25 protein-coding genes are annotated in these 24,054 nt (G+C 64.0%); 11 read left to right on the plus strand and 14 right to left on the minus strand.

What is annotated here, in order from left to right:
* Nucleotides 1-2: 2 nt before the first annotated feature.
* The 10 genes from MJO58_RS23520 to MJO58_RS23565 form a co-directional block, all read right to left on the minus strand.
* On the minus strand, nt 3-1,742 hold the full coding sequence (locus MJO58_RS23520) for an MlaD family protein (protein ID WP_239721166.1): 1,740 nt from the start codon (nt 1,740-1,742) through the stop codon (nt 3-5).
* Nucleotides 1,743-3,014: an MCE family protein gene (locus tag MJO58_RS23525; RefSeq protein ID WP_239721167.1), complete on the minus strand. Its 1,272-nt coding sequence runs from the start codon at nt 3,012-3,014 to the stop codon at nt 1,743-1,745. It abuts the gene before it with no gap.
* Complete coding sequence (locus tag MJO58_RS23530; protein WP_239721169.1) at nt 3,011-4,429, minus strand: MCE family protein; 1,419 nt, start codon at nt 4,427-4,429, stop codon at nt 3,011-3,013. The genes MJO58_RS23525 and MJO58_RS23530 overlap by 4 nt, the downstream gene beginning before the upstream one ends.
* On the minus strand, nt 4,426-5,544 hold the full coding sequence (locus MJO58_RS23535; protein ID WP_239721171.1) for an MCE family protein: 1,119 nt from the start codon (nt 5,542-5,544) through the stop codon (nt 4,426-4,428). Before MJO58_RS23535 ends, MJO58_RS23530 begins: the two co-directional genes overlap by 4 nt.
* Nucleotides 5,544-6,566 (minus strand): MCE family protein, encoded by a 1,023-nt coding sequence (locus MJO58_RS23540; protein WP_239721172.1) that lies wholly within the window; start codon nt 6,564-6,566, stop codon nt 5,544-5,546. The genes MJO58_RS23535 and MJO58_RS23540 overlap by 1 nt, the downstream gene beginning before the upstream one ends.
* Nucleotides 6,563-7,726 (minus strand): MCE family protein, encoded by a 1,164-nt coding sequence (locus MJO58_RS23545; protein WP_239723425.1) that lies wholly within the window; start codon nt 7,724-7,726, stop codon nt 6,563-6,565. Before MJO58_RS23545 ends, MJO58_RS23540 begins: the two co-directional genes overlap by 4 nt.
* Nucleotides 7,727-7,849: 123 nt before the next feature.
* The gene (locus MJO58_RS23550) at nt 7,850-8,695 is read right to left on the minus strand and encodes an ABC transporter permease (RefSeq protein ID WP_090606499.1); all 846 of its coding nucleotides are present in this window, start codon (nt 8,693-8,695) and stop codon (nt 7,850-7,852) included.
* A 10-nt stretch (nt 8,696-8,705) separates the two neighbouring features.
* The gene (locus MJO58_RS23555; RefSeq protein ID WP_090606502.1) at nt 8,706-9,524 is read right to left on the minus strand and encodes an MlaE family ABC transporter permease; all 819 of its coding nucleotides are present in this window, start codon (nt 9,522-9,524) and stop codon (nt 8,706-8,708) included.
* 273 nt (nt 9,525-9,797) lie between these two features.
* Nucleotides 9,798-11,003, minus strand: a complete 1,206-nt coding sequence (locus tag MJO58_RS23560) for a CaiB/BaiF CoA transferase family protein (protein WP_239721174.1) — start codon at nt 11,001-11,003, stop codon at nt 9,798-9,800.
* Nucleotides 11,000-11,197: a hypothetical protein gene (locus MJO58_RS23565; protein ID WP_434086267.1), complete on the minus strand. Its 198-nt coding sequence runs from the start codon at nt 11,195-11,197 to the stop codon at nt 11,000-11,002. The genes MJO58_RS23560 and MJO58_RS23565 overlap by 4 nt, the downstream gene beginning before the upstream one ends.
* Before the next feature lie 278 nt (nt 11,198-11,475).
* Between MJO58_RS23565 and MJO58_RS23570 the strand changes: the two genes are divergently transcribed.
* The 6 genes from MJO58_RS23570 (at nt 11,476) to MJO58_RS23595 (ending at nt 15,922) form a co-directional block, all read left to right on the plus strand.
* Nucleotides 11,476-12,177 carry an SDR family NAD(P)-dependent oxidoreductase gene (locus MJO58_RS23570; protein ID WP_239721176.1) on the plus strand — a complete coding sequence of 234 codons (702 nt, stop codon included), beginning with the start codon at nt 11,476-11,478 and terminating at the stop codon, nt 12,175-12,177.
* Between the two features lie 62 nt (nt 12,178-12,239).
* Nucleotides 12,240-12,440 carry a ferredoxin gene (locus MJO58_RS23575; RefSeq protein ID WP_090606517.1) on the plus strand — a complete coding sequence of 67 codons (201 nt, stop codon included), beginning with the start codon at nt 12,240-12,242 and terminating at the stop codon, nt 12,438-12,440.
* Nucleotides 12,441-12,454: 14 nt separating this feature from the next.
* Complete coding sequence (locus MJO58_RS23580) at nt 12,455-13,819, plus strand: cytochrome P450 (protein ID WP_239721178.1); 1,365 nt, start codon at nt 12,455-12,457, stop codon at nt 13,817-13,819.
* Between the two features lie 98 nt (nt 13,820-13,917).
* Nucleotides 13,918-14,361 (plus strand): hypothetical protein, encoded by a 444-nt coding sequence (locus MJO58_RS23585; RefSeq protein ID WP_239721179.1) that lies wholly within the window; start codon nt 13,918-13,920, stop codon nt 14,359-14,361.
* Between the two features lie 35 nt (nt 14,362-14,396).
* Nucleotides 14,397-15,353, plus strand: coding sequence for a DNA polymerase V family protein (locus MJO58_RS23590; protein ID WP_239721180.1), 957 nt, complete (start codon nt 14,397-14,399; stop codon nt 15,351-15,353).
* Nucleotides 15,350-15,922 carry a hypothetical protein gene (locus tag MJO58_RS23595; protein WP_239721181.1) on the plus strand — a complete coding sequence of 191 codons (573 nt, stop codon included), beginning with the start codon at nt 15,350-15,352 and terminating at the stop codon, nt 15,920-15,922. Before MJO58_RS23590 ends, MJO58_RS23595 begins: the two co-directional genes overlap by 4 nt.
* Before the next feature lie 57 nt (nt 15,923-15,979).
* On the opposite strand, the gene MJO58_RS23600 is transcribed toward MJO58_RS23595, so the two are convergent.
* The 4 genes from MJO58_RS23600 to MJO58_RS23615 form a co-directional block, all read right to left on the minus strand.
* Nucleotides 15,980-17,164: an acyl-CoA dehydrogenase family protein gene (locus tag MJO58_RS23600; RefSeq protein WP_239721182.1), complete on the minus strand. Its 1,185-nt coding sequence runs from the start codon at nt 17,162-17,164 to the stop codon at nt 15,980-15,982.
* Complete coding sequence (locus tag MJO58_RS23605) at nt 17,148-18,146, minus strand: acyl-CoA dehydrogenase family protein (protein ID WP_090606530.1); 999 nt, start codon at nt 18,144-18,146, stop codon at nt 17,148-17,150. The genes MJO58_RS23600 and MJO58_RS23605 overlap by 17 nt, the downstream gene beginning before the upstream one ends.
* A gap of 205 nt (nt 18,147-18,351) precedes the next feature.
* On the minus strand, nt 18,352-19,089 hold the full coding sequence (locus tag MJO58_RS23610; RefSeq protein ID WP_239721183.1) for an alpha/beta fold hydrolase: 738 nt from the start codon (nt 19,087-19,089) through the stop codon (nt 18,352-18,354).
* Between the two features lie 7 nt (nt 19,090-19,096).
* Nucleotides 19,097-19,741, minus strand: coding sequence for a TetR/AcrR family transcriptional regulator (locus MJO58_RS23615; protein WP_350355902.1), 645 nt, complete (start codon nt 19,739-19,741; stop codon nt 19,097-19,099).
* A gap of 52 nt (nt 19,742-19,793) precedes the next feature.
* Here MJO58_RS23615 and MJO58_RS23620 point away from each other — a divergent pair, with 52 nt between their 5' ends.
* The 5 genes from MJO58_RS23620 to MJO58_RS23640 all read left to right on the plus strand — a co-directional run bounded on the left by MJO58_RS23620 (nt 19,794) and on the right by MJO58_RS23640 (nt 24,045).
* Nucleotides 19,794-20,180 carry a carboxymuconolactone decarboxylase family protein gene (locus MJO58_RS23620; protein ID WP_239721185.1) on the plus strand — a complete coding sequence of 129 codons (387 nt, stop codon included), beginning with the start codon at nt 19,794-19,796 and terminating at the stop codon, nt 20,178-20,180.
* On the plus strand, nt 20,177-21,085 hold the full coding sequence (locus tag MJO58_RS23625; protein WP_259608727.1) for an NAD(P)-dependent oxidoreductase: 909 nt from the start codon (nt 20,177-20,179) through the stop codon (nt 21,083-21,085). Before MJO58_RS23620 ends, MJO58_RS23625 begins: the two co-directional genes overlap by 4 nt.
* A 282-nt stretch (nt 21,086-21,367) precedes the next feature.
* Nucleotides 21,368-22,459, plus strand: a complete 1,092-nt coding sequence (locus MJO58_RS23630; protein WP_239721186.1) for an amidohydrolase family protein — start codon at nt 21,368-21,370, stop codon at nt 22,457-22,459.
* Between the two features lie 40 nt (nt 22,460-22,499).
* A complete protein-coding gene (locus tag MJO58_RS23635) occupies nt 22,500-23,645 on the plus strand; it encodes an amidohydrolase family protein (RefSeq protein ID WP_090606539.1) in 1,146 nt (381 codons plus the stop codon).
* A gap of 1 nt (nt 23,646) precedes the next feature.
* Nucleotides 23,647-24,045 carry a Rieske (2Fe-2S) protein gene (locus MJO58_RS23640; protein WP_090606541.1) on the plus strand — a complete coding sequence of 133 codons (399 nt, stop codon included), beginning with the start codon at nt 23,647-23,649 and terminating at the stop codon, nt 24,043-24,045.
* Nucleotides 24,046-24,054: the final 9 nt, after the last annotated feature.

A 24,054-nucleotide genomic window follows, 5' to 3' on the forward strand; every position in this document is an offset into this window, starting at 1 on the left:
CGTCAGGTGGGAAGCATGTCCTTCCACGTCTTGGGCGCTTTCGCGGGCGCCAGATCCGACTGCTCGTATAACTTTCCGTCCGGACCGACGTAACGACCAGTGCGCGGATCGTACTTCGCTACCACGATCGACGGCGCGGGCTTAGATCCGTTGGCTCCGAACGCACTTGGCGCGGCCTGCGGCTGCCCACCGTCGACCTGATCCGGTGGTGCGGGCGCCGCGGGTGGTGCCGGTGGTGGCGGCGGTGTTGCGGGAAGCTCACCCGGCGCGGGGACGTCGAGTGGCGCGAACGTCGGGAGGTCCGCCGACATCGGCGATATGGGTCTCAGCGTTGGCCCCGACGACGGCGCCGGAGGTACCGCCGCTCCCACCGTGCCCGATGGTGGATTTTCTCCCCGTGGGCCCGCGGGTGTGCCACGCGGCACCGCTCCCGGCGGCAGCGGCGTTCCCCCGACGGGGGCGAAAATTCTTTGGTCGCCGGTGATCCGGTCGTCGGGCGGCACACCCTGGGAGAGCAGATTCGGATCCAACGGGTAGGGACCGAGGGTGTGCTGGCGCATCGCCAGCGGCATGAACGGCTTGTCGCTGTTGCAGATTTCGACAGTAGGCGCGCGCTTACCCGGGTGACCCATGCAGGGATAGTTGCGCGCACCGCGAACCGCCATCGGTGAATCCTGCGGAAGTTTGCAGTACAACCCGTCCGGGGTATCGATATCGCTGAGGTCGTCCGGGGATCGCCAGGTGTTGGGTGGCATGAAGCCGACCGTGCAAATAGGCGGATCGTCGATCGTTAAAGCGAAGTCACCCATGGCTTTACCGTCGGGATGGTTTTCGCCCTGAGCGGCCTGCTCGATAGCGACCGCCGACGGCAGCAACACCAGCAGTTGCTCGATCGAGGGGTGATAGGTGACGCCGATTTGCCCGATGGTGGTCAGGTTGGCAAGCAACACCGGCAGCGTCGGTTTGATTTGTTCGAGAAGCCGCGACGCTTCGTTCGCGGCATCGGGACCGTTTCGCAGGATGGTGCGGAAGTGGGAATCGTTGTTCGCCAACACATCCGTGATACCTGCGAAGCTACGTGCCCACGTCCTGATCGAATCGGTGGTCTGTGCCTGCGTATCCAAGAGCGGCCCAGTGTCTTCGGTGAGTGCCTTGGTGCGATCGACGACGCTGTTGGAGTCGCGGGACAGTGTCTCCGACGAATCGATCAGTGAGCCCAGGTCGTAACCGGAACCGTTGAAGCCCTGGAAGGTCTCGTCGAGCAATTGGCCGAGTTTGGTCTTCGGGATGCTGCCGACCAAGGCGTTGAGCTGCTCGAGCATCGGCCCGACCGCCTGCGGAATCGTCGTGTCGCGCGCGGCGATAACCGAGCCGTCGTGCAGGTAGGGCGGCGAATCGGTTTTGGGCCGCAGGTCCACATACTGCTCACCTACCGCGGAGACGCTGAGCACCTCCGCCGTCAGGTCCGCGGGAACTTTGGGTGAAGTGTTAAGGGACAGCGTCGCTTTCGCACCGGTCGGCGTCAAACCAACCGAGGTGACCTTACCCAGCTGAACCCCGCGGTAGGTCACATTCGAAAACTGGTACAGGCCACCGGTAGCCGGCAGCTCCAGCGTCACCGTCATCCGGCCGATGCCCAACAGGGTGGGCGCTTGGATGTAGAACAAGACCATCGCGATCACGCCAATGGTCCCGACGATCGTGAATATCCACAGCTGGAGCCGGACAAAGCGCGTGAGCATCTATCCACCACCTCCCGTCGGTGCCGTCGCCGGCGGCGGACCGGGCAGCGGTGGCGTTTGACCAAGACTCGCATCGGGCGTCTGTGCCGGCGGTGGCCCGGGCAGCGGACCAAATCCCGGCGGCGGCGCGGGCAGTGGCAGCGCATTGGGGTCAATCCACGGCGGCCGCACGGGGTCGTGCAACGGATCGAGGGTGTAGTTCATGCGATACGGGTCCCCGGGCTCCGGCACCACCGGCTCGTCCAGCTGGCCCCAGTGGGTCCCCAACAGCAATCCCTTCTTGAGCCGTGGAATCGACAGGTCGAGATCGACGTGCAGGTTGAAGTAGTCGCCGCGGACCGCGCGGTCGACGAAGTTCTGGGTGAACGGGAACACGAAACCCGCCGCGATCGCCATGCCGAACTCCGGCCCGACGTCGGCGAGCGCTTTGATGGCCGGCTCCAGGTTTTTGAGGTTCTTGACCAGGTCGTCCTGGACGTCGTTGACCAACCGGGAGGCCGTGTTGCTGAACGCCCGAAGGTGATCCAGCGCTTCCGTGAGCCGCGGGCGCTCCTTGATCAACACATCAAGGGCCGGCGGAATCTTATGCAGCGCCTCGGTCAACACGTCCCGCTGCGCGGCGAAGGTGCCTGACAGCCGGTTCAGTGCCTGGATCGACTCAACGATGTTGTCGCGCTGCTGATCCAGCGTCCCCACAAACGTGTCCAAACGCGTCAGCAGATCACGCGCCGCATCTGCATGCCCAGACAGCGCCGCCGAGAAGTTGTGTATGACCTCGCCGATCTGTCCCAGTCCGCCGCCGTTGACCACCGCGCCCAGCGACGACAACGTCTGTTCCGTCGACGGATACGCCGTCGACCGGCTCAGCGGAATCGTCGCACCCGGCTGCAGCCGACCCGTTCCCTGCTGGCCCAGCGGCGTATTGAGCTCCACGTGCATCGAACCCAGCAGGCTGGTCTGCCCCACGGTGGCCACCACATTGGCCGGCACCACTACATCGCGCTTGACCGAGATCTCGACGTCGGCATGCCAACCCTGCACCCGCATCTCTCCGACACTGCCCACGACCACGTCGTCGACCATCACCGGCGAATTCGACTCCATCGTGCCAACATTCGGCAACTCGACGTGATAGATGTTGGCCCCCGGCCCACGTCCGACCGCACCGGGCAACGGCAACGAGTTCAGGCCATGGAAGGCACATCCCGACGCCGACAACGCCACACAACAACCCACGACGAGCGCCCGTCGTACCGCAATCCGCGCGATCATTGTTGTGGCCCTTCGGCTGGCAGCAGCATGTCCGACAGGTTCGACGCCGGTGGTGGCGGCGGCGGCATCGGTGTCGACGGCGGGGGCGGCAGCGGCATCGCGGCGCCCGGTATCCGCTCCGGTGGCACCGCTCCCGGCGGTCCCACCGGATCACCCGGCAGGCCGGTGTAGGCCGACACCGCGGGCGGGATCTCGGCCGGTCCGGGTTTCGGGCCCTCGCCGCCGGGCGCCAGGCGCGGTTCGGTGTAGAGAATCTTGGACGGGTCCATGGACTTCTGCAGAATGAAGTTGATCGGCAGTGGCGAGTTGTTGAAGTTGAGCAGTCGCAATCCCGGACCGAGGAACAGGGCGCACAGCTTGCCCGATTCGACCGCGGTGACGTTTTCGATGGCGCCGATCTGGTCGCAGCCCGGAGCCGACAGCAGCAGCTGTCCGCCCCACGTGGGATTCGCGAAGTTCATCAATCCGAACCCGCCCACGATGGTTCCGGTGTCCGCGTTGTAGTCGTTGAAGAAGTTGCCGAGCGAATTCGGCGCGCCGTGCAAAATGTTCTCCAGGGCCATGTGGTGATCAACCAGGTTCTGTGTGACGTCGGCCAGCCTGGCAATCTGCTCACTGGTCTGGTCACGAGTCCCGGCGATGAATCGCTGCACCTCGCCGACCGCGGTCGACAGATCGGTCAGCGCCGCATCCAGATCGGATTTACTGTCGTTGACCACGCTGGTGAGCGTGGCCAGGCGATCGTTGAACTGCACGATCTGGATGTTGCTGTCCCGCAGCGCGCCGACGAAGGTCTGCAGGTTCTTGATGATGTCGACGATGTTGCCGCTGCCGTTGGCGAGGATCCGGGCGACCCCTGACAACTGACCGAGCGTCTGCCGCAGCTTGTCGCCGTTACCGTCGAGAGCGTTGGCGGCGCTGTCGATGAACCGGCCCACCGACGTGCCCGAGACACCGCTCTTGGGCCCCAAATCCGTTGCCAGCCGCATCAACTGGGTTTTGACCTCGTCCCATTCGACCGGGACCGCGGTCCGTTCGACCGGTATGACTGACCCGTCGTGCATGACCGGTCCGCGATCGCGATAAGCCGGTGTGAGCTGGACGTAGCGGGAGGCCACCAGGTTCGGGGCGACGATTACCGCCTTCGCATCCGCCGGAATGGGCACGTCGTGATCGACCTTGAGGGTCATCTTCGCCTGTGTGCCCTGCGGCGTAATCGATTCGATGTTGCCGACTTTGACACCCGATACCCGTACCTCGTCGTGGGGGTAGATCGCGGTGGCGGTGGTGAAATAGGCGGTGATCGTCTTCTGCCCGAAGAACGTACTACGGACGAGCACGGCAGCGCCGGCAACGATCAGCACGACCAGAGCGACCGCCGCGATGGCCGCCAGCCTTCTGCGCGGGATGGTCATTGTGATCCGCCGATCCGTCCGCCCAATGTACAGCCGGGGCACATCGGAATTGCGTTGTACGGGAAGGGAACCAGCGACCGAGGTACCGGCGAAGGGAAGCCGGGACCGCGAGAAGTGTCGAAGGTGCGGAAGCCCCAGAGATAGTCGAAGAACGGTTGGAAGATTTGCGGCGCAAGAAAGTTCGGGACGAACGCCGAGTAGGCGTACATGCTGGCGATGCCCTCACCGACCGTGATCTGGAATTTGGCCAGCCCCGGCAGTGCTTTGGCGATGTTGTCGCGGTTCTTCTCCAGTACCCCGAGCACCCTGTTCAGCCTCTCGAGCGTCGGCGCCAAGGTGGCCTCGTTGTCGTGCACCAACGCCGTCAGCTGCTTGGCCACCACTGATGTGTTGGCCAGCAGGTCCACGATCTCTTGTCGGCGTGCCGCCAGGACTTGCAGCAACGAGTCGGAGTTGAGGATGAGCTTGTTGACCTGCTGGCTGCGTTCGGAAAGAACGTTGGTGACGTCGGCAGCACTCTTGAAGAGCTCGCCCAGGTTCTTGTTGCGACTGTTCAGGGTTCGCGATAGCCGGGTGAGTGCGTCGAAGGCCGGCCCCATCTGGGGTGCGAGCTGGTCGAGCGTCGCCGACAACGTGTCCAACGACTGATTGAGCGCGGAGGTGTTGGTTCCCGCGGTGTCCGAAGTCAGGTCGCTGACCGCTTCAGTCAACGAATAAGGAGACGACGTGCGCGAGGCGGGAATGACAGTCAGCGGGTGCATCGTGCCGCTGCCGGCGGACTCCAAAGTCAGCATCCGCTCGCCCAGCAGCGAACCGGTGCGGATATGCGCGGTGGTCTCGGATCCGAGCAGGACGTCGCCCTTGGTCGTGAACGTCACCAGCGCATCGCCGTGCTGCAGCGACACATCCGACACCGTGCCGACCTTCATCCCCGACACGATTACCGGGTTGCCCGCGGCAATGCCGCCGGCTTCCGTAAACAGCGCCTGGTACCTGACCATCGTGGCCCATGAAATGAACCGGTCGGGCGACAGGCCCACCAGGATCACCAGCACCGCTAACACGACGCCGATGAATCCGGCCTTTACCCGGCCACCTCCGCGATACTTAAGCATTAGGGTTCCGTGCACCTTCCCGCATCAGACCTAAAGACGTTGGCATGCACCTCTTTGCCCTGAAGATCCGTCCCGCGGAGTTCCAACTGGCACAGGTAGTACGGGATAGTGGCGCCGGCGACGCCGAGTCGGACCAGCTTGCGGTAGTTGTTCGGCGCCTTCTGAATCGCGGCGTCGAGGCGGTCCTTGTCTCCATCGAGTATCGGAGCCAGCCGATTCAACTCCGCGATGGTGCCCGCCAGCGGTGGCCGCGCGCTGGACAGCAGACTCGCCAGCGAGGCGGTTCCCCGGTCCAGGGCGTCAATGGCGGACCCGATGGTGTTGCGGTCGTCCGACAGCCCACTGATCAGCTGCTCGAGGCGATCGACCGCGCCGGAGAACTGTTTGCCGTCCTTGGAGACCGTGCTGACTACGATGTTGAGGTTGTCGATCAACTGCTGCACCGTTTGATCGTTGTCCGCCAAGGCGTTTGAGAACGATGTCGTCTTGGCGAACAGCGACTCGAGGGTCCCGCCCTGGCCCTGGAAAACCTGCAACAGTGCTGAGGTCAGCGCGTTGACGTCGCGCGCGTTCAGGCCTTGGGTCACGGGTTTCAGTCCGCCCAGCAGCAGATCGAGATCAAGCGCCGGCTGGGTGCGGTTGACGGGAATCTGACCGCCGGCCGCCAGCAGCTTGGGCGAGCCGGGACCGTCGATGAGCTCGAGGTAGCGATCGCCCACCAGGTTGAGGTAGCGGACCGCCGCCCTGGTGCCCTCGGTGAGGGCGATGTTGCGGTCGGCGTCGAACTTCACCACGACCTTCTTATCCGGTTGCAGCGAAACGCTGTTGACCGTGCCGACCCGGATCCCGGCGACCCGCACCGACTGCCCCGGCTTGAGACGCGACACGTCGGTGAACACCGCCGAGTAACCGTTCGTCGAACCGGTCCGGTACTGACCGAAGATGAAGAACAGGAAAGCGGTCAGGATCGACATCACGACCGCAAAGATCCCGAACCTGATCAGCGTGGGGCGCATTCTCATCCGGGTTGTCCGATCTGAGCCGGGTTGCGTGGCGGACCGGCGATCGGCCCGTACAAGAGCTGTTTGAGCAGGTCGGAGTTGAGCAGCGTCTGCTGGTTTCCGTACCCGACGGGGTTGGCACCGGTATCGGTGATCAACTGCGGCGGGTTGGTATTGAACGGCAGCTTCGGCAGACCCACGCACCGGGGGCCGCCCGTCGCCGCAACCTTGGGCAGGTTCGTCGGATACCGATAACGTTCGGCGCCCAACGTGAGGCTTGCCGAGATGTTGATGCTCGGTTCCGACAACGGCGCACCGTGCCCAATTTGTATGAGCCCACCGAAACTACAGGTGAGCGCCTCGTGGTACTCGTTGAGCAAATCGGTGGTCGGCACCAGCAGGTGCATCACATCCGTCAGCGGCTGCCGGTTCTGGCTCAACACGTCGTTGCCGATGTCGGCCAGGCCGATCGCGCTGATCAGCAGTGCATCCAGGTTGTGCTGCTCCTCGACAATCGTCTTGCTGATCCGGTTCGTGTTGGACACGGTCCGCACCAGGTCCGGTGCGGCGTCGGCATAAGCATTGGACACCGCCGGCAAGACCTCGAAGTCATGACGGAATGCGGGAAGGCTCGGCTCCAGCCTCGCCAGGAAGGAATCCAAGTCGCTCAGGGCCTGGCCAAGCTTTGCACCCCGACCGCTGAACGCTTGGGCCAGCGCACCCAGTGATTCGTTGAGCTTCGGCGGGTCGATCTGGGAGAGCACCGACACCAATTGCTGGAATACCGTGTTGATTTCGACCATCACGTGCTGGCCCTGCAGCGTCTGGCCGCTGTGTAGCCGCTGCGTAGCGGGTTGGGCAGGTTCCACCAGCAGGACGGACTTAGCGCCGAACACCGTTGATGACGCGATGTCGACGAGCACATTGCTGGGAATGAAGTGCAACTGCGACGGATCCATCGCCAAGTGAATAGCTGCTTGGCCATTGGGCAGCGATTCGATCGAGGCGACCTTGCCCACCTGCACGCCGCGCATCTTGACCTTGGCGTCCGGGTTCATGACCAGGCCGGCGCGCTGCGAAATCACGGTCACCGGTACGGATTCGGTGAAGGAACCACGGAACAGACCCACCGCGAAGGCGAAGATGACGGCGACGACGACCACGGTGGCCAGGCCCGCCAGCGGGCGCGCGTAGGACTGGGCGCCGAAGTGACGCCCAGGCGACGCGGCGACAGGAGACGCGCTGCTGGCCGCTTCAGACCGGTCGATGGGACCGGGTCCGAATCTGTCTGTCACGTCTACCTCCTAACCGGACAGGTTGAAGTTGCCGTTCGTACCGTAAATAGACAGTGAGACCAACAGCGTTACCGACACCACGACGATCAGCGAGGTGCGTACCGCGTTACCGGTCGCGTTGCCGACACCGGCCGGTCCCCCCGAAGCGAAATAGCCGTAGTAGGTGTGAATCAGCAGGATGGTGAGCGCCATCAGGATGGCCTGCAGGAACGACCACAACAGATCGATCGGGTTCAGGAACGTGTTGAAGTAGTGCTGGTACAGACCCTGCGACTGTCCGAGTAAGAACGTCGTGGTGAACTGACTGGCCACGAACGACAGGATTACGGCGACGCTGTACAGCGGCGTGATCGCCATCATTCCGGCCATGATCCGGGTGCTCACCAAGTAGGCGATCGGCCGAATGGCCATGGCCTCCAACGCATCGATTTCCTCGTTGATCCGCATGGCACCCAGCTGAGCGGTCACTCCCGCACCGAAGGTGGCCGCGAGACCGATACCGGCGACCACCGGTGCCGCGATGCGCACATTGATGAATGCGGACAGAAAGCCCGTCAACGCCTCGATGCCGATATTGCCCAGCGACGTGTACCCCTGAATGGCCAGCGTGCCGCCCGCCGCCAGCGTCAGGAAGCCGACGATCACGACGGTCCCGCCGATCATCGCCAAAGTGCCTGCGCCCATGCTGATCTCGGCAATCAGCCGGATCACTTCGCGCCGGTAGTGGGTAGCCGCGAACGGCACCCCGGCGAGCGCCTTCCCGTAGAACAGGGTGTGGTCGCCGATCCGGCCCAGCGAGGCGACCGGCTTCTCGAATTGGCGGACCAACCGCGGATATGCAGCCCTCAGTGCCATTGGCAGGCCCCTACTTCGTCGTCATCTTGATGCCGATCGCGGTGACAACCACGTTGACGACGAACAGGGACATGAACGCATAGACCACCGTTTCGTTCACCGCGTTGCCAACGGCCTTAGCGCCACCGCCGGTGATCGACAGGCCTCGATAGCATGCGACCAGGCCGGCGATGAGGCCGAAAAGGGCTGCCTTGACGCATGAGATGACCACCTCGGGTACGCCGGTGAGCAAGGTGATACCCGCGGCGAAAGCCCCGGGATTGACGTCTTGCACGAATACCGAAAACACGTAGCCGCCAAGGACGCCGATGATGACCACGAGGCTGTTGAGCAGAAACGCCACCAACCCCGAAGCCAGCATGCGCGGGGTGACCAATCGCTGAATCGGGTTGATGCCCAGCACTTCCATCGCGTCGATTTCTTCGCGAATCGTCCGCGACCCGAGGTCGGCACACATTGCCGTGGCACCCGCGCCCGCCACGATCAAAACCGTCACCAACGGACCGAGCTGGGTGACAGCACCGAACGCCGCACCCGCACCGGATAGATCCGCCGCGCCCAGTTCCCGCAACAGGATGTTGAGCGTGAAGCTGACGAGGACGGTAAACGGGATCGCGACCAGCAAGGTCGGAGCCAGCGACACTCGCGCGACAAACCACGACTGCTCCAAAAACTCCCGCCACTGGAACGGCCGGCGGAACGCGAACTTGACCGCGTCGGCCGACATCGCGAATAACGCCCCGACCGCCTGCATAGGGCCCGAGAAGTCCCACTTCAGTTTCAGCGCAGGCAATCCCGTTGACCAGTGGTCAGCGCCCTTAGTCGCCATCCGCGTCAGTCCCTTCCCACGCTACGAGACCGACAGTCTTGTTGTTGCGCAACGGCTGCGGTAAATTCGGTTGAACGCCAACGTCGAAATGCCCACCGGGGGGCGGAAACCCGACCTTGAGCGCCGGCGAGACAGGCGCAACCAGCACGCACGCCAGTCCTCCGATCCGTCGCATGAGAAAGCGTCCGGTCATTGTGACTCATGCCACGCCCGTGCGGAGCAAAAAACGCATAACCGTTATCGAACACGCAAACATCTCAGTCAGCTCCACTCTCAGGTAACCGCGCCGGCGGTTTTGAGTTCGATAATGCGGTCCCAGTCGAATCCCAATTCCTGCAGTATTTCGTCGGTTTGCTCGGCGAATCCAGGTGCCGGCCCGGTGTGCGGTGCGGTGACATCGAACTGGACCGGGTTTGCGACCAGTTCGAGTTCGCCTGCCCGGACAACATATTCGTTGGCCCGGATCTGGGCGTCATCGACGGCCTGCAGCGTGTCTTGCACCGGTGCCCATGGTCCGGCCAGCGTGGCAAAGCGTTCGGTCCACTCGGCAAGCGTGCGGGTTGCGATCACCTTGGTCAAGATCTCAACTGCTTCTGCCGTATTCGCGGTGATCTGCTCGATGGTGGCAAACCGCGGATCATCGGCCAGCTCAGGCAGGTCAACATGCCGGCACACGTCGGCCCAGAATTTCGTCGGCTGCATCATCACAAAGGAGATGTAGCGGCCATCCGATGTCGTGTACAGCCCGACCAACGGGTTGTTGGGTGCCCCGTGCACACCGGGCGGCGGTGCTTCCAGTCGTTGGTTCAGGTGCTTGGTCAACGCGACGGTGTGACCCATCGACCACAGCCCGCTGCCCAACAGCGACACGTCGACGACGGAGGGTTCGGCGGTGCGCTCGCGCTTCAGCAACGCGGCCGCAATGCCGCCGGCGAGATTGGTCCCGGAAATCGTGTCGCCATAGGCGGGCCCCGGCGGCGCGATCATGCCGGGCATCCCCGTCGGGGTGATGGTGGCCGCCGTTCCGGCGCGGCACCAGAAGGCGGTCATGTCGTAGCCGCCCTTGGTCGCCTCTTCACCGCGCGGCCCCAGCGCGCTGCCGCGCGCGTAGATGATCGACGGGTTCACCGTGCGGATGTCGTCGACGTCGATGCCGAACTTCTGCCGAGCACCGGGCAGGAAGCTCGTCAAGAACACGTCCGAGCGGCGGGCCAACTCGTAGAGGACTTCCTTGCCCCCGGGAATCGACATGTCGAGTCCGATGCTGCGCTTGCCGCGGTTGGCGTGCTCGATGTTGGGATTCGGATCGCCCTCGACGCGCAGCATGCCGGTCTGCCGAAGTCCACGCTGCGGGTCGCCCGTCACCGCGTGCTCGACTTTGACTACGTCTGCCCCCCATTCGGCCAGCACTGCGCCCGCCGACGGGACGAACCCGTACATGGCGACTTCGAGAACCCGAATGCCTTCCAATGGCTTCATTTGCTGCCTCCCATCACCGGAACGGAAAGCAGGGCGCCGGCGTCCGGTGTGTGCCCGAGGACCTCGCCGGTGGCCGGATTGATCGAGGTGAATGTCTTGTCGCCCACCACGAGCCGGCCATCGATCCACAGTCGGCGGGATACCTCTGAGCTTGTCGTATCCGCTATGTCCGACACTGTGACCTGCACTGGCATTCGGCTCCTCTTGTGGCGGCGATCACGAAAATTTCATTCTCTTCCCGGGCGAATCTTACATTCGAGTCTCGAGAATTCAAGAAACTCATAGGAACGGGACAAGGTCACTGACCAGCGCCGCAAGGCCGGCAATGCAAGCGCATAACCGGCCTCAGCCCAGGCAGCGGCGCGTTTCGTCGGAATGTTGCACGCGACTTCGGTGCGAGAGTAAGGTTCTCATAATTGCGAAGGAGATTCTTTGTGACTGAGATGGCCGCAGCGCGCCTAGGGACCTTGGCGTGAAGACCGCGGTGGTCACCGGTGGCGGATCCGGCATCGGTCTCGCGGTGGCCCGTCGGCTGCGCGCCGACGGTCTGGACGTCGCCACCATCGATCTGAAGCCGGCTGACGCCGAGCTGTCGTTCACCGCCGACGTGACCGATCGATCCCAGGTGGATGCCGCGCTGTCGGCGATCCGCGCGCAATTGGGGCCGATCGCGGTTCTGGTCAACGCCGCGGGCCTGGATGGATTCAAGCGCTTCAGCAACATCACGTTCGAGGACTGGCAGCGCGTCGTCGACGTCAACCTTCACGGCGTCTTCCACATGACCCAAGCGGTGCTGCCGGACATGGTCGAGGCGGGGTGGGGACGGATCGTCAACATCTCGTCGTCGAGCACACACTCCGGCGCTCCTTATATGTCGCACTACGTCGCGGCCAAGTCGGCGGTCAACGGCCTCACCAAGTCGCTGGCTCTCGAGTACGGTCCCAGCGGAATCACGGTCAACGCGGTGCCGCCCGGCTTCATCGACACCCCGATGCTGCGCAGCGCCGAGCAACGCGGCTACCTCGGCGACATCGACGAAACCATCGCCCGGACCCCGGTGCGCCGGATCGGCAAGCCCGAAGACATCGCGGCCGCCTGCGCGTTCTTAATTTCCGAGGAAGCCGGCTACATCACCGGTCAGATATTGGGCGTCAACGGTGGTCGAAACACCTGAGCGACGTGGTCAGCCGGACTACCGTAACGCCAGCCACACCGCAGCCCCCAGGAGGAGACATCGTGAAGGTCTGGGTTGATTCGCAACGCTGCCAGGGTCACACCCTGTGCGCGATGATTGCGCCGGATTCATTCGTGCTCAGCGACATTGACGGCAGTTCGTCGGCGGTCAACGAGGTGGTGCCGGCCGACCAAGAGGACCAGGTGCGCGAGGCGGCGCACTCGTGCCCCGAGCAGGCGATCATGATCACGAACGAAATCTAAAGGGAGATAGCACCTTGAGCGTCGACGATGTGGTGAGCGACGGCGACCGGAACAAGCCGACGTACCACTTTGACCGAAACGCGCCGGAGTACCGGTCACAGTTCAAACAGATCACCGAGGAGATGCACGCCAAGTGCCCGATGGCGTGGACCGAGACGTACGGAGGGCACTGGGTCGCGGCCGGCAGCCACGAAGTCTTCGAACTCGCCCGTTGCCCGGTGGTCTCCAACGACCACGACATCCATAACGAACGCCGCGGGTACAAGGGCATCTCCATCCCGACGGCGAGCCGCGTCGCCGCGGTGCGCGGGGGCATCCTCGAGATGGACGAGCCCGACCACCGCACGTACCGCAACGTGTTGAACCCCTACCTGTCGCCGGCCGCGGTCAAGCGCTGGGAACCCTTCATCCACGACATCACTCGCGCGTGCCTCGACGAAAAAATCGAAACGGGCAGCATCGATTTCGTCGACGACCTGGCGAACGTCGTGCCTGCCGTGCTGACATTGGCGATGCTGGGCATTCCGCTGAAAAAGTGGGCGCTGTACAGCGAGCCGGTGCACGCGGCGGTCTACACGCCGGAGCACTCCCCCGACATCGAAAAGGTCACCGCGATGCACCGGGAGATGGGCCTCGACATGGTCAACAACATGATCGAGATCCGCGAGAATCCGCGGCCGGGCATCGTCAACGGGCTGCTGCAGTTGCGGATTGACGGAGAGCCCGCCCCGGATCTCGAGATACTCGGCAACCTCGGCCTGGTCATCGGTGGGGGCTTCGACACCACGACGGCGCTGACCGCCCACACCCTGGAATGGCTTTCGGAAAACCCTGCCGAGCGCGAGCGGCTGTCGAAGAACCGCGACACCCTCCTCGACTCCGCAACCGAGGAATTTCTGCGCTACTTCACCCCGGCCGCCGGTGACGGCAGGACCTTCGCCGACGACATCGAACTTGACGGCAATCATTTCAAAGAGGGTGAGCGGCTGTGGATTTCGTGGGCAATGGCCAATCGCGACCCCGCACTGTTCGCCGACCCCGACGAGATCATCCTGGACCGTAAAGGCAACCGGCACTTCAGTTTTGGCCTCGGTTTGCACCGATGCAAAGGGTCCAACGTGGCGCGTACGGTATTCAAGTCCATGCTGACGGCGGTTCTCGACCGGATGCCCGACTATCGATGCGACCCCGAAGGCACCGTCCACTACGAGACCATCGGCGTCATCCAGGGTATGCGGAAGCTGCCGGCGACCTTTACTCCTGGCACCAAGATCGGCGCGGGCCTGGACGAAACGCTGGACAAGCTGCAGCGCATCTGCGACGAGCAGCAACTGGCGCTGCCGGTCACCGAGCGTACGGACGTCGCCGTCATCGACTAGCAGACCGAGCAGCACCCGCCGTTGACTGCCGCGGTTTTTCCGAGTAGGCCTTTTCAGCATGGCCGCGCCTTATATTTGAGGCCAGCGCGTGTGCACAGATGGGAGACCCTCCGGTGAAGACTTTCGCAGCGAGCCTTGCGCTCGCCACGGCTGCTCTGGTAATCACGCCGACCGCCCACGCGGACATGTCGATTGGCAACTACCGGGTGGACACGCCCCGAGAAACCGGGCACCTCTGGGTCTGGGCCCTTGGGACGTGCACTCCTAAAGCGCCGGGATGCCTTACCATTCAGGCGGTTCCGCAACCCAACGGGCAAGCGGCACCGTGGAAGTCAGACGCTCACCTATCCAACGGCCGCTACACCATGACCGTTGATGTGCCCGACGGTGTTCGCTGCGTGGTCCAGTTCTTCCCGTCGCATGACGTCTATTCGTGGGATGCGGTGACACTCGCGGGTGAGGTCGTCTCCACATTCAACACGGGCTGCGGCGGCGCACCCGGGGGCAGCAACACCTATCCGTTCACGCTCGTGCGATGGTAGCCGCGTGAGACGTTCATCAACGGGGAGCAAGCACTTTGGCTGAGGCGAAGAAACCGCCGCAAGACGCCGCATCGAAAGCCGACACCATGGCGTTGATCGCGGAAGCCGAGGCCGAAGCCGCCGAAGCCGAAGCACTGGCCGCCGCGGCACGTGCCCGCGCCCGGGCCGCCCGGCTCCGCCGCGAACTGCAAAACGCGCAGGCGCAGGGCGCCGACACCAACGAAGAAGCCGATACCGCCGATGAAGCCGATACCGCCGAGGCGAAGATCGATGACACCGTCACCGACAGCGCGGAATCCGACACCGACAGCGAGGAATCCGACACCGACACGACCGGCGACGACGAAGGGCAGACCGACGAGGACGCGGCCGACTCCGACAAAACGGTAACCGACACCGACGTAACCGATACCGGCGCGGCGAAGATCGAGGAAGAAGCCTCCGACGAAACGTCCGAAGACACGGAACCCGGACTCGAGTCGGCCGACTCCCAGCGACGCCTGCGGTGGCCATCGCTGTCCGTGACGTGGAAAGCGGCCGTCATCCTTCTGATCTGCGTTTTCGTCGGGGCCAGCGGATTCATGGTGTGGCAGCATCATGAAACCACCCAGCGCAACCAGCGCATCGCGAACTTCGTCGCCGGGGCCAGACAAGGCGTCGTCAACATGACGTCCTTGGACTTCAATCGGGCCAAGGAGGACGTCCAGCGGGTGATCGACAGCTCGACCGGCCAGTTCAGGGACGATTTCCAGCAGCGCTCAAAAGATTTCACGACCGTCGTTGAGCAGTCCAAAGTGGTCACCCAGGGAACCGTGAATGCGGCCGCCGTGCAATCCATCGACGGGAATTCCGCGTTGGTACTCGTGGCGGCGACATCGCGGATCACCAACGCCGCGGGCGCCAAGGACGAACCACGAAGGTGGCGCCTGCGGGTGACCGTCACAGAAGACGGTGGGCAATACAAGATGTCCAAACTGGAGTTCATTCCATGAGCAAGGACGACAGCAGCGTCGATGCTGCCGACGACTCTTCGGACCAAACGGAACAGAGTGGGCGCAGCGGGCCACGGACGTGGCGCGGGGTGAAAGTCGTTCCCGTTGTACTGATTTTGCTCCTGCTGCTATCCGGTGGCGCGGCGACGTGGCTGTACTTCAAGCAGTACCGACCCGACGAACAAACAGACGCCAGCGTCGCGAGCGCGGTCGTGAGTTCGGCGTCCGACGGAACGGTCGCGCTGCTGTCCTACTCACCCGACACACTCGACAAAGACTTCGCCGCCGCCAAGTCTCACCTGTCCGGGGACTTCTTGTCGTACTACAACCAGTTCACCGAGCAGATCGTGGCTCCGGCAGCCAAACAGAAGTCACTGAAAACCAACGCCCGGGTGTTGGGGGCCGCGGTATCGGAATTACATCCGGATTCGGCCGTCGTGCTGGTGTTGGTCGATCAGAGCACCACCAGCAAGGACAATCCCGATCCGGCGATGTCGTCGAGCAGTGTGCTGGTGAGTTTGACCCGGGTCAACGGCAACTGGCTGATCACCAAATTCGACCCCGTCTAGGAGACCGTTGAATCCCGTTGCGATTAACGGCAACTCGGCGTCGTAGGCCAGGTTAGCTCAGCGTGGCAGGCCAAGCACGCGCTGGGCGATGATGTTGCGCTGGACCTCGGAGGTACCGCCGGCAATGGTGCCGGAAAAGCTTCGCGCATAGCGCTCGAACCAGCTGGCGAAATAGTGGTCGAGGTTCATGTGCGCGTACGGCCCAGTCAATCCCGGGTGCACGAGCCCGTCAGATCCCGCGGACGTCAGCGCTAGCTCCATCCCACGCAACTCGGCCTCGGACCCGAGCAGCTTGAGTACCGAGATCGCGGCCACGTCGTCTTCGCCGCGCGCCGCGCGGGCCAGCGCCACCGAACCCAACAGGCGCAGTGCCTGCTTGTCCATGATCGTGGACGCGTACTGATCGCTCTCGACCTCGGTGCTCGGGCGGAAGTCGTCGATCATGTTGTCGAGTCGATCGGCGAAACCCAGCCACATCATCGTGCGCTCGTGCCCGAGTGACCCGTTGGCCACCTTCCATCCCTGGTCGATCTCGCCGACCAGATTCTCCGCGGGCACCCGCACGTCGGTGAAGAACACCTCGTTGAAGTCCAGATCGTCGATTCCGCAGATCGACGGAAACGGCCGCCGTACCAGACCCGGGGTATCGGTCGGGATGATCAGCACGCTGATTCCCTTGTGCTTGGGCACATCTGGATTGGTACGGACGAACGTCAGCAGGACGTCGGCATCGTGGGCACCCGAGGTCCACACCTTCTGTCCGTTGACCACGAAGTGATCGCCTTCTGAATCAGAGGTGAGCACCGCGCGAGTACGCAACGACGCCAGATCGGAGCCTGCGCTGGGCTCACTCATTCCGAGGGAAGCCGTCATCTCGGCCCGCAGGATCGGCACCGCCCAGCGCCGCTTCTGCTCGTCACTGCCGAACGACAACAGTGATGCGCCAACGATATTCACGCCCTGTGGGTTGAAGCTGTGGTAGATCCTGCGCCGGCTGAGTTCCTCTAGATAGACGAACTGCTGAATGACGCTCGCATTGCGCCCGCCGAATTCCGGTGGCTGACTGGGCAGCAGCCAGCCGTTGTCGAACAACAGCCGCTGCCAGTCGCGTGCCCACTGCGGCATGTGCGAGACCGACCGTGGCCGCTCGAGCGTTTCGCTTGCGGGAGGCAGATTTTCGTCGAGGAAGGCTGAGAACTGCGCCCGGAACTCCTCGACGTCGGAATCAAAAGTCAGCTGCACGGTATTCCTCCGCGATCCGCGCCCGATGCTCGGCGGCGCCGCCGAGCATCAGTTCGCCCGCTTTGGCCCGTTTCAGCGCGAACTGCAGGTCGTTCTCCCACGTGAAACCCATTGCGCCGTGCAGCTGTAACCCGTGCCGGAATACCAACGACTGGCACTCCCCCGCCGAGGCTTTGGCCATCGCGGCCGCCAGCCGACGGCGCGGATCGTCGGTCGCGATCGTCAGCGCGGCGAAGTAGGCAAGTGCGCGAGCACGTTCCACCGCGACGTGCATGTCGGCGGCCTTGTGCTGCACGGCCTGGAAGGAGCCGATCGGTACGCCGAATTGCTGACGGCTTTTGACGTGCTCGAGCACCAGGTCGAGGATGCGTTGACAGGCGCCGACCATCGTGATGGCCATGCCGGTCAGCGCCAGATGATGAGCGCGTTCCGTGTCAACGGCCAGCCGCTCACTGTCGGGCACCCGGACCTCGGCGAACGACAGGTCGGCGACGTGCAGCACCGGGTCGAACACCGAGGCGCGCCGGGCCGAGACCGCACTGGCTGCGACGAGGAATACCCCCGCGTCGGTGACGACGGCCAGCCGGTCCGCCCGATCGCCATCCAGGACGTGGCGTGCGGTGCCATCCAGCACCCAGCCCTCGGCGTCGCGGTGCGCCGCGACACCGCTGTACACCGCGGTGCCTGACTGGTGTGGGTCGAACCGGTCGGCGACGAGCGGCGCGAACTGGCTCATCGTGGCCAGAAACGGCGTGGGATCGGTTGCGCGGCCGAGTTCTTCGAGCACGATGGCCAGCTCCACGGCGCTGTCCGATTCATTCAGCTCGGTCCAGCCCTGGTCGACATACGACTTCCACAGCGGGCTCGGGTCCACGCCATCCTCGGCGACGCTGCGCACCAACGAGGGCGGGCACTGCTTTGCGACGGCGTCGCGCACCGTGTCCTGCCACAGTCGCTGATCAGCATCGAACTCCAACAACATTGGGGCCGCCTCCTGTCGTCACCGCCAAGCGAGAATAACATTCTCTCTTCTGGAAGTAATAATCTCGATTTCGGCGTATGCCGTCGCAGCGCAGGCCCGCCCGCTTTCCACACGATGGCGGCGCCGAATGTGCACTCACTGCGAAAAACCGGCCGAAATCTCGCAGTGAGTGCACGTTCGGCAACTGGCGTGGGTAGCCGCAAGGTCACCGATGGGCCCGGCACCGATCGGCCAACGTGGTGGCCAGCCAGCGCGGGCGAGAGAACATCACGTCGTGGCAGGCGTCGACGCAGAGCATCGTGTCGACACCGCCCAGGGATTCGATCGCGCCGAGCTGCTGGCGCTGCGACAACGCTCGGTCGGCCAGCGTCATGATCCACGTCCGCGGCACCTCGCCCGGCAGGTCGCTGCGGTCGGCCGGTTCGAAGATGACGTTCGGCGATTCCAGGCACAGTCGCGACAGGGTCAGCGCGCGTTGCTCGCGCGTCATTCCGTTACAGAACGCGAAAAGCGCTAGCGCCCTTGGCATTGGGACCGACCGGCGGATCCGGCCCGCCGATCGCGCCAACGGGGCCAGGGGCCCGCGCAGCGTTTCCACCACCGACGCGCCCTGCGGTGGTACGAACGCGGCCAACAGGATCATCTCCCGCACCCGCGCGGCCCCGAGCTTGGCCACGATGCCCGGCACGGTCAGCCCGCCCATCGAATGCCCCGCGATCACAACGTCGCCAAAGCCGGCGGCGTCGATATCGGCGACCGCGGAGTTCACCCAGTCGGTGGTGGTGACGGCCGTCAGATCTGCCGGCCTGCCACCACGGCCGGGTAGATCGATCGCGAGGACCGGCAATTCCGGTGTCTGACAGGCTAATTCGGCAACGGTGAGATCCCAGCAATCAGCGGCATGGGCGCCCCCATGCACCAGCACCAGCCCGGGCCATGCCATCGCGAGTTCAGTGGCGCCGCAGGATGCCGCGCAGGAACAGGTCTACGGCGTGCTGCAAGTGGCGCTCCTCTTCTTCGGGACTGCGGTAGATCCCGCTGTCGGCCAGCCGCGCGGGTAGATGTTCGACGGCCGCGATGAAGTGGCCGGCGGCCAGCTCGAGATCGTCGATCTCGATGGCCCCGGCGGCCTGGTAGTGACGCAGTAAGTCCATCACCTGCCGGTGGCGCGCCGACCAGGTCATGGAATGCGCGCTGACCGCGAATTCCGGGAACCGCGCCGACTCGTTCATCGCGATCCGCTTCAGGCGCACGATGTCGGGATCGATCGCCCGCGCCAGACCGGCCCGACCCACCGCGACCAGGGCCGCCCGCAGGTCGCCGGCGACGAATTCCGCGGTGTCTTCACGCTCCATCCGCCGGGTGAGCGCCCAGGGAATGACGTCGAGGAAAACCGCACGCTTGTCGGGATAGCGCGCATAGAGAGTGCGCCGAGTGATGCCGGCCGCCTTGGCGATCGCGTCCATGCTGGTGCCGTCATACCCGTGCGTGACAAAAGTCGCGACGGCCGCATTGCGCAGCTTGTGTTGCAGCTTCTTGGCTTCGGCTTGCGTCGGGCGTCCACGCCGGGTTGTGGTGACCACGGAAATATACATTAACGTGTAGATAACCGGACGACGAACCGAGAAAGGCGCTAAAAGAGAGATCATGGATCGCGAAACGTACCAGCGCGGACTTGAAATCCGCTCGGCGGTGCTGGGTGAGGCGTACGTCAACATGGCACTCGCCGACGCCGACGAATTCTCCAAGCCGTTACAAGATCTCGTCACCGAATACTGCTGGGGCGAGGTGTGGGGCCGAGATGGCTTGCCCCGCAAGACGCGCAGCATGCTCAACCTGGCAATGATCCCAATCCTCAACCGGCCAAACGAATTACGAACCCATATCAAGGGTGCGCTGACCAACGGCGTGACACGCGATGAGATTTGCGAGATCTTCTTGCAGGTGGCCGTTTACGCGGGCGTTCCGGCCGCGGTCGACAGTTTCCGCATCGCGCGCGAAGTGTTCGCCAAGCTGGACGAGGACTCGTCGTGACCGAAATCGGCTTTATCGGGTTGGGCAACATGGGTTTTCCGATGGCGCACCGACTCATCGACGACGGCAACAACGTCATCGCCTTCGACACCAGCAGCGCGACACTCGACCGCATCGTCTCACTCGGTGCCCGCGCCGCGTCGTCGGCGAAAGACGTCGCCGACCGTGCGGAAACGGTGCTGGCCAGTCTGCCGTCGCCAGCGGTGTCGCTGGAGGTCGCCAGTGGGTCCGTGGGTGTGATCGCCGGCTCCCGGGTCAAGCGCTATGTCGAGCTGTCGACGGTGGGCAGCCGCGCGGCCGTGCGGATCCATGACCTGCTGGCCGGGCGGGCCATCGCCGCTCTGGACAGCCCGGTCAGTGGCGGCGTCGGCGGCTCCGAAAAAGGGACGCTTGCCCTGATGGTGTCCGGCCCGCGCAATGAATTCGACGTCATCCGGCCCATCCTCGAGGCGCTCGGCCGCCCGTTCTACATCGGGGAGAAGCCGGGGTCGGCGCAGACGATGAAGCTCGCCAACAACATCCTGGCGGCCAACGTGTTGGTCGCGACATCAGAGGTCGTGGTGATGGGCGTCAAGGCCGGTCTCGACCCGGCCGTGATGGTCGACGTTCTCAATGCGGGCTCGGGCGCGACAAGCGCCAGCCGGGACAAGTTTCCGCGTGCGGTGTTGCCGCGCACCTTCGACTACGGCTTTGCCACCGGCCTGATGGTCAAGGACGTACGGCTCTATCTCGACGAGGCGAAGGCACTGGGCGTGCCCGTCGACGTCGCCGAGACCATCGGCCGGCTCTGGGAAGTGGCCGCACTCGACCAGGGCGCCGACTCGGATTTCACGGCGGTCATCAAAGGGTTCGAGAAGGCCGCCGGCGTCACCGTCGGTGGCCTCGACGAGGGCCGGACGGCATGACAATGTTTGCCAACTCTGTAACGGCCGCGCGGCTGGCCCAGCGGCGGTAAGGCAATCTTGCCGGCTCGGAATCCGACTTCCAACGGGTGACGAGAATGGTATTATCCGCATCGAAGAACGACGATTGCTGTGATGGCGGCAATACCCGCGACTACCAGGACATATCGTTAACCGAGACGCTTACCGAAAATGCATTGATCGACAGCCTACGAGAATGTTAGATTATCTATCTTATGATCAGGTTTGCCTCACTTTGGCTACCCGAACCGAAGGGTGGCTGTCGTGATCGAACACGCTGACGGAACCAGCACACCGCTCGTCGACGCGAGCGTGCACATCTTCTTCCCGTCCAATAAAGCGCTGCGAAAGACCCTGCGTGAGCCGTTCAAGAGCCGCGGGTTCCCCGACTATGAGATGGACTGGTACGGCGCACCGGGCGGCGAGTACGTACCCGACGCCGAGGGCCCGGACGGTCAGTACCCCGGCTCTGATCCAGACTTCGTTGGCAACGAGCTGTTTTCGAAGCGCGGCGTGGACGTCGCGGTCCTGCACCCGATGGCCCGCGGCATCATGCCGGACCGGCACCTGGGCAGCGCGCTGCACGCCGCGCACAACGAGATGATGGTGACCAACTGGCTGGAGAACAGCCAGTACGGCGAGCGGTACCGCGGCACCATCCGGGTCAACCCCGACGACATCCCCGGCGCGCTGCGCGAGATCGAGAAGTGGCGCGGGCACCCGCGCGTGGTCCAGATCGGCGTTCCCCTGCAATCCCGCGAGGTCTACGGGAAGCCGCAATTCTGGGCGCTATGGGAGGCTGCGGTCGACGCCGGCCTGCCCGTTGCCGCACACATCGAGGTCGGCTCCGGCATCGCCTTTCCGCCGACGCCGTCCGGCAACACCCGCACCTACGAGCAGTACGTCAGCTTCATGGCGCTGAACTACGTGTACCACCTGATGAACATGATCGCCGAGGGCGTGTTCGAGCGCTTCGACGGCCTTAAGTTCGTCTGGGGCGACGGTGCCGCGGACTTCATCACGCCTTTCATCTGGCGGATGGACACGTTCGGCCGGCCACACCTCGAGCAAACGCCGTGGGCGCCGAGGATCCCCAGCGATTATCTGCCCGGTCACGTCTATTTCGTGCAGGGCAGCCTCGACGGTCCCGGTGACACCGAGTTCGCCGGTGAATGGTTCGGCTTCACCGGCAAGGACGACATGGTGATGTTCGGCTCGAGTTACCCACACTGGCAATGCGGCGATATCAAGAAGCTGCCCAGGGCGCTGTCCGCCGAACAGCGCGACAAGCTGTGCTGGCGAAACGCCGCGCAGCTCTACGGCATAGACATCCCCGCCGGAGTGGGCGCACAGTAGAAGCGGAAGCGGGCAGACCGCGCAAAACCAGGAGACCCAGATGACGTTGACACATTCGCAGGAGCGGGTTCCCGCTACCGAGCGCATAGCCGTGCGTTGCGTCGATTCGGATGTCCACCCGGCGCCCAAGCGCGGCGAGCTGGTGCCGTACATCCCCGAGCCCTGGCGCAGCAAGTACTTCCTCACCCGCACCGTGGGTGAGCAGATTTACTACGACGCCCCCGATTACGCGCACTCCTACGCGATGCGCGTGGACGCCTTCCCCCCCAACGGTGAATTCCCTTGCAGCGACCCGGACATGGCCTTTCGCCAGCTGATCATGGAGGCCGGCTCCGACATCGCGATCCTGGAACCCGCCGCCTACCCGGCGCGGCTGCCCGAAGCACAGCACGCGATGTCGGCCGCGTTGAACGACTGGCAGGCCAATCACTGGCTGGACAGCCACAACAACTGGCACGAGCGGTGGCGCGGTTCGATTTGCTGCGCCATCGAGGAGCCCGACGAGTCCGCGCGCGAGATCGAGAAGTGGGCCGGACACCCGTTCATGGCGCAGATCCTGATCAAAGCCGAGCCGCGACCGTCGTGGGGCCACCCGAAGTACGACCCGATCTGGGCAGCCGCGACCAAACACGACATCACCGTGAGCTGCCACCTGTCGCGCAGCCAGTTCGACGAGCTACCGATCCCGCCGGTCGGATTCCCCAGCTATAACCACGATTTCATGGTGACCTACTCGCTGCTGGCCGCGAACCAGGTGATGAGCCTGATCTTCGACGGCGTCTTCGACCGCTTCCCGACGCTGCGGATCGTCTTCGTCGAGCACGCGTTCACCTGGATCCTGCCGCTGATGTGGCGGATGGACGCGATCTACGAAGCTCGCAAGTCCTGGGTGGACATCAAGCGCAAGCCGTCGGAGTACGTCAAGGACCACATCAAGTTCACCACCCAGCCGCTGGACTACCCGGAAGACAAGACCGAGCTGACCCGCGCGCTGGAATGGATGGAATGCGAGAAGATTCTGCTTTTCTCGTCGGACTACCCGCACTGGACGTTCGATGACCCGCGCTGGTTGGTCAAGCATCTGCCCAAGCACGCCCGCGACGCGATCATGTACAAGAACGGCATCGCGACCTATCACCTGCCGGAGACCGTTCCGGTGCTCGAGGGTCAGGTCCGGGTGCTCTGAATTGTCAGAAGAAACGAAACGGCCCGAGCCACGCCTCGCCCAGGGCCGCGAGCACGTCGTCGCCACGGTAGACGAGATTCCGCCGGGCAAGCACAAGCTGGTACCGATCGGGCGTCACGGTGTCGGTGTCTACAACGTCAACGGCACCTTTTACGCCATCGCGAATTACTGCCCGCACGAAGGCGGTCCGCTGTGCTCGGGACGCGCCCGGGGACGCACAATCGTCGACGAATCCGTGCCGGGTGACGCCGTGATGGTGCGGGACCTGGAATTCATCTACTGCCCATGGCACCAATGGGGTTTCGAGCTGGCGACCGGCACCACCGCGGTCAAGCCGGAGTGGAGTATTCGCACCTATCCGGTGCGAGTCGTCGGCAACGACGTTCTGGTTCAGGCCTAACTACAGGAG

The sequence above is a fragment of the Mycobacterium lentiflavum genome, from assembly GCF_022374895.2.
Classification (GTDB): Bacteria; Actinomycetota; Actinomycetes; order Mycobacteriales; family Mycobacteriaceae; genus Mycobacterium; species Mycobacterium lentiflavum.

What these genes read in the sequence shown, in the direction of transcription:
- MJO58_RS23520 (WP_239721166.1), bottom strand. Translation starts at nt 1,742, where the DNA reads ATGCTCACGCGCTTTGTCCGGCTCCAGCTGTGGATATTCACGATCGTC.
- MJO58_RS23525 (WP_239721167.1), bottom strand. Translation starts at nt 3,014, where the DNA reads ATGATCGCGCGGATTGCGGTACGACGGGCGCTCGTCGTGGGTTGTTGT.
- MJO58_RS23530 (WP_239721169.1), bottom strand. Translation starts at nt 4,429, where the DNA reads ATGACCATCCCGCGCAGAAGGCTGGCGGCCATCGCGGCGGTCGCTCTG.
- MJO58_RS23535 (WP_239721171.1), bottom strand. Translation starts at nt 5,544, where the DNA reads ATGCTTAAGTATCGCGGAGGTGGCCGGGTAAAGGCCGGATTCATCGGC.
- MJO58_RS23540 (WP_239721172.1), bottom strand. Translation starts at nt 6,566, where the DNA reads ATGAGAATGCGCCCCACGCTGATCAGGTTCGGGATCTTTGCGGTCGTG.
- MJO58_RS23550 (WP_090606499.1), bottom strand. Translation starts at nt 8,695, where the DNA reads ATGGCACTGAGGGCTGCATATCCGCGGTTGGTCCGCCAATTCGAGAAG.
- MJO58_RS23555 (WP_090606502.1), bottom strand. Translation starts at nt 9,524, where the DNA reads ATGGCGACTAAGGGCGCTGACCACTGGTCAACGGGATTGCCTGCGCTG.
- MJO58_RS23560 (WP_239721174.1), bottom strand. Translation starts at nt 11,003, where the DNA reads ATGAAGCCATTGGAAGGCATTCGGGTTCTCGAAGTCGCCATGTACGGG.
- MJO58_RS23565 (WP_434086267.1), bottom strand. Translation starts at nt 11,197, where the DNA reads ATGCCAGTGCAGGTCACAGTGTCGGACATAGCGGATACGACAAGCTCA.
- MJO58_RS23585 (WP_239721179.1), top strand. Translation starts at nt 13,918, where the DNA reads ATGGGAGACCCTCCGGTGAAGACTTTCGCAGCGAGCCTTGCGCTCGCC.
- MJO58_RS23595 (WP_239721181.1), top strand. Translation starts at nt 15,350, where the DNA reads ATGAGCAAGGACGACAGCAGCGTCGATGCTGCCGACGACTCTTCGGAC.
- MJO58_RS23605 (WP_090606530.1), bottom strand. Translation starts at nt 18,146, where the DNA reads ATGTTGTTGGAGTTCGATGCTGATCAGCGACTGTGGCAGGACACGGTG.
- MJO58_RS23610 (WP_239721183.1), bottom strand. Translation starts at nt 19,089, where the DNA reads ATGGCATGGCCCGGGCTGGTGCTGGTGCATGGGGGCGCCCATGCCGCT.
- MJO58_RS23615 (WP_350355902.1), bottom strand. Translation starts at nt 19,741, where the DNA reads ATGTATATTTCCGTGGTCACCACAACCCGGCGTGGACGCCCGACGCAA.
- MJO58_RS23620 (WP_239721185.1), top strand. Translation starts at nt 19,794, where the DNA reads ATGGATCGCGAAACGTACCAGCGCGGACTTGAAATCCGCTCGGCGGTG.
- MJO58_RS23635 (WP_090606539.1), top strand. Translation starts at nt 22,500, where the DNA reads ATGACGTTGACACATTCGCAGGAGCGGGTTCCCGCTACCGAGCGCATA.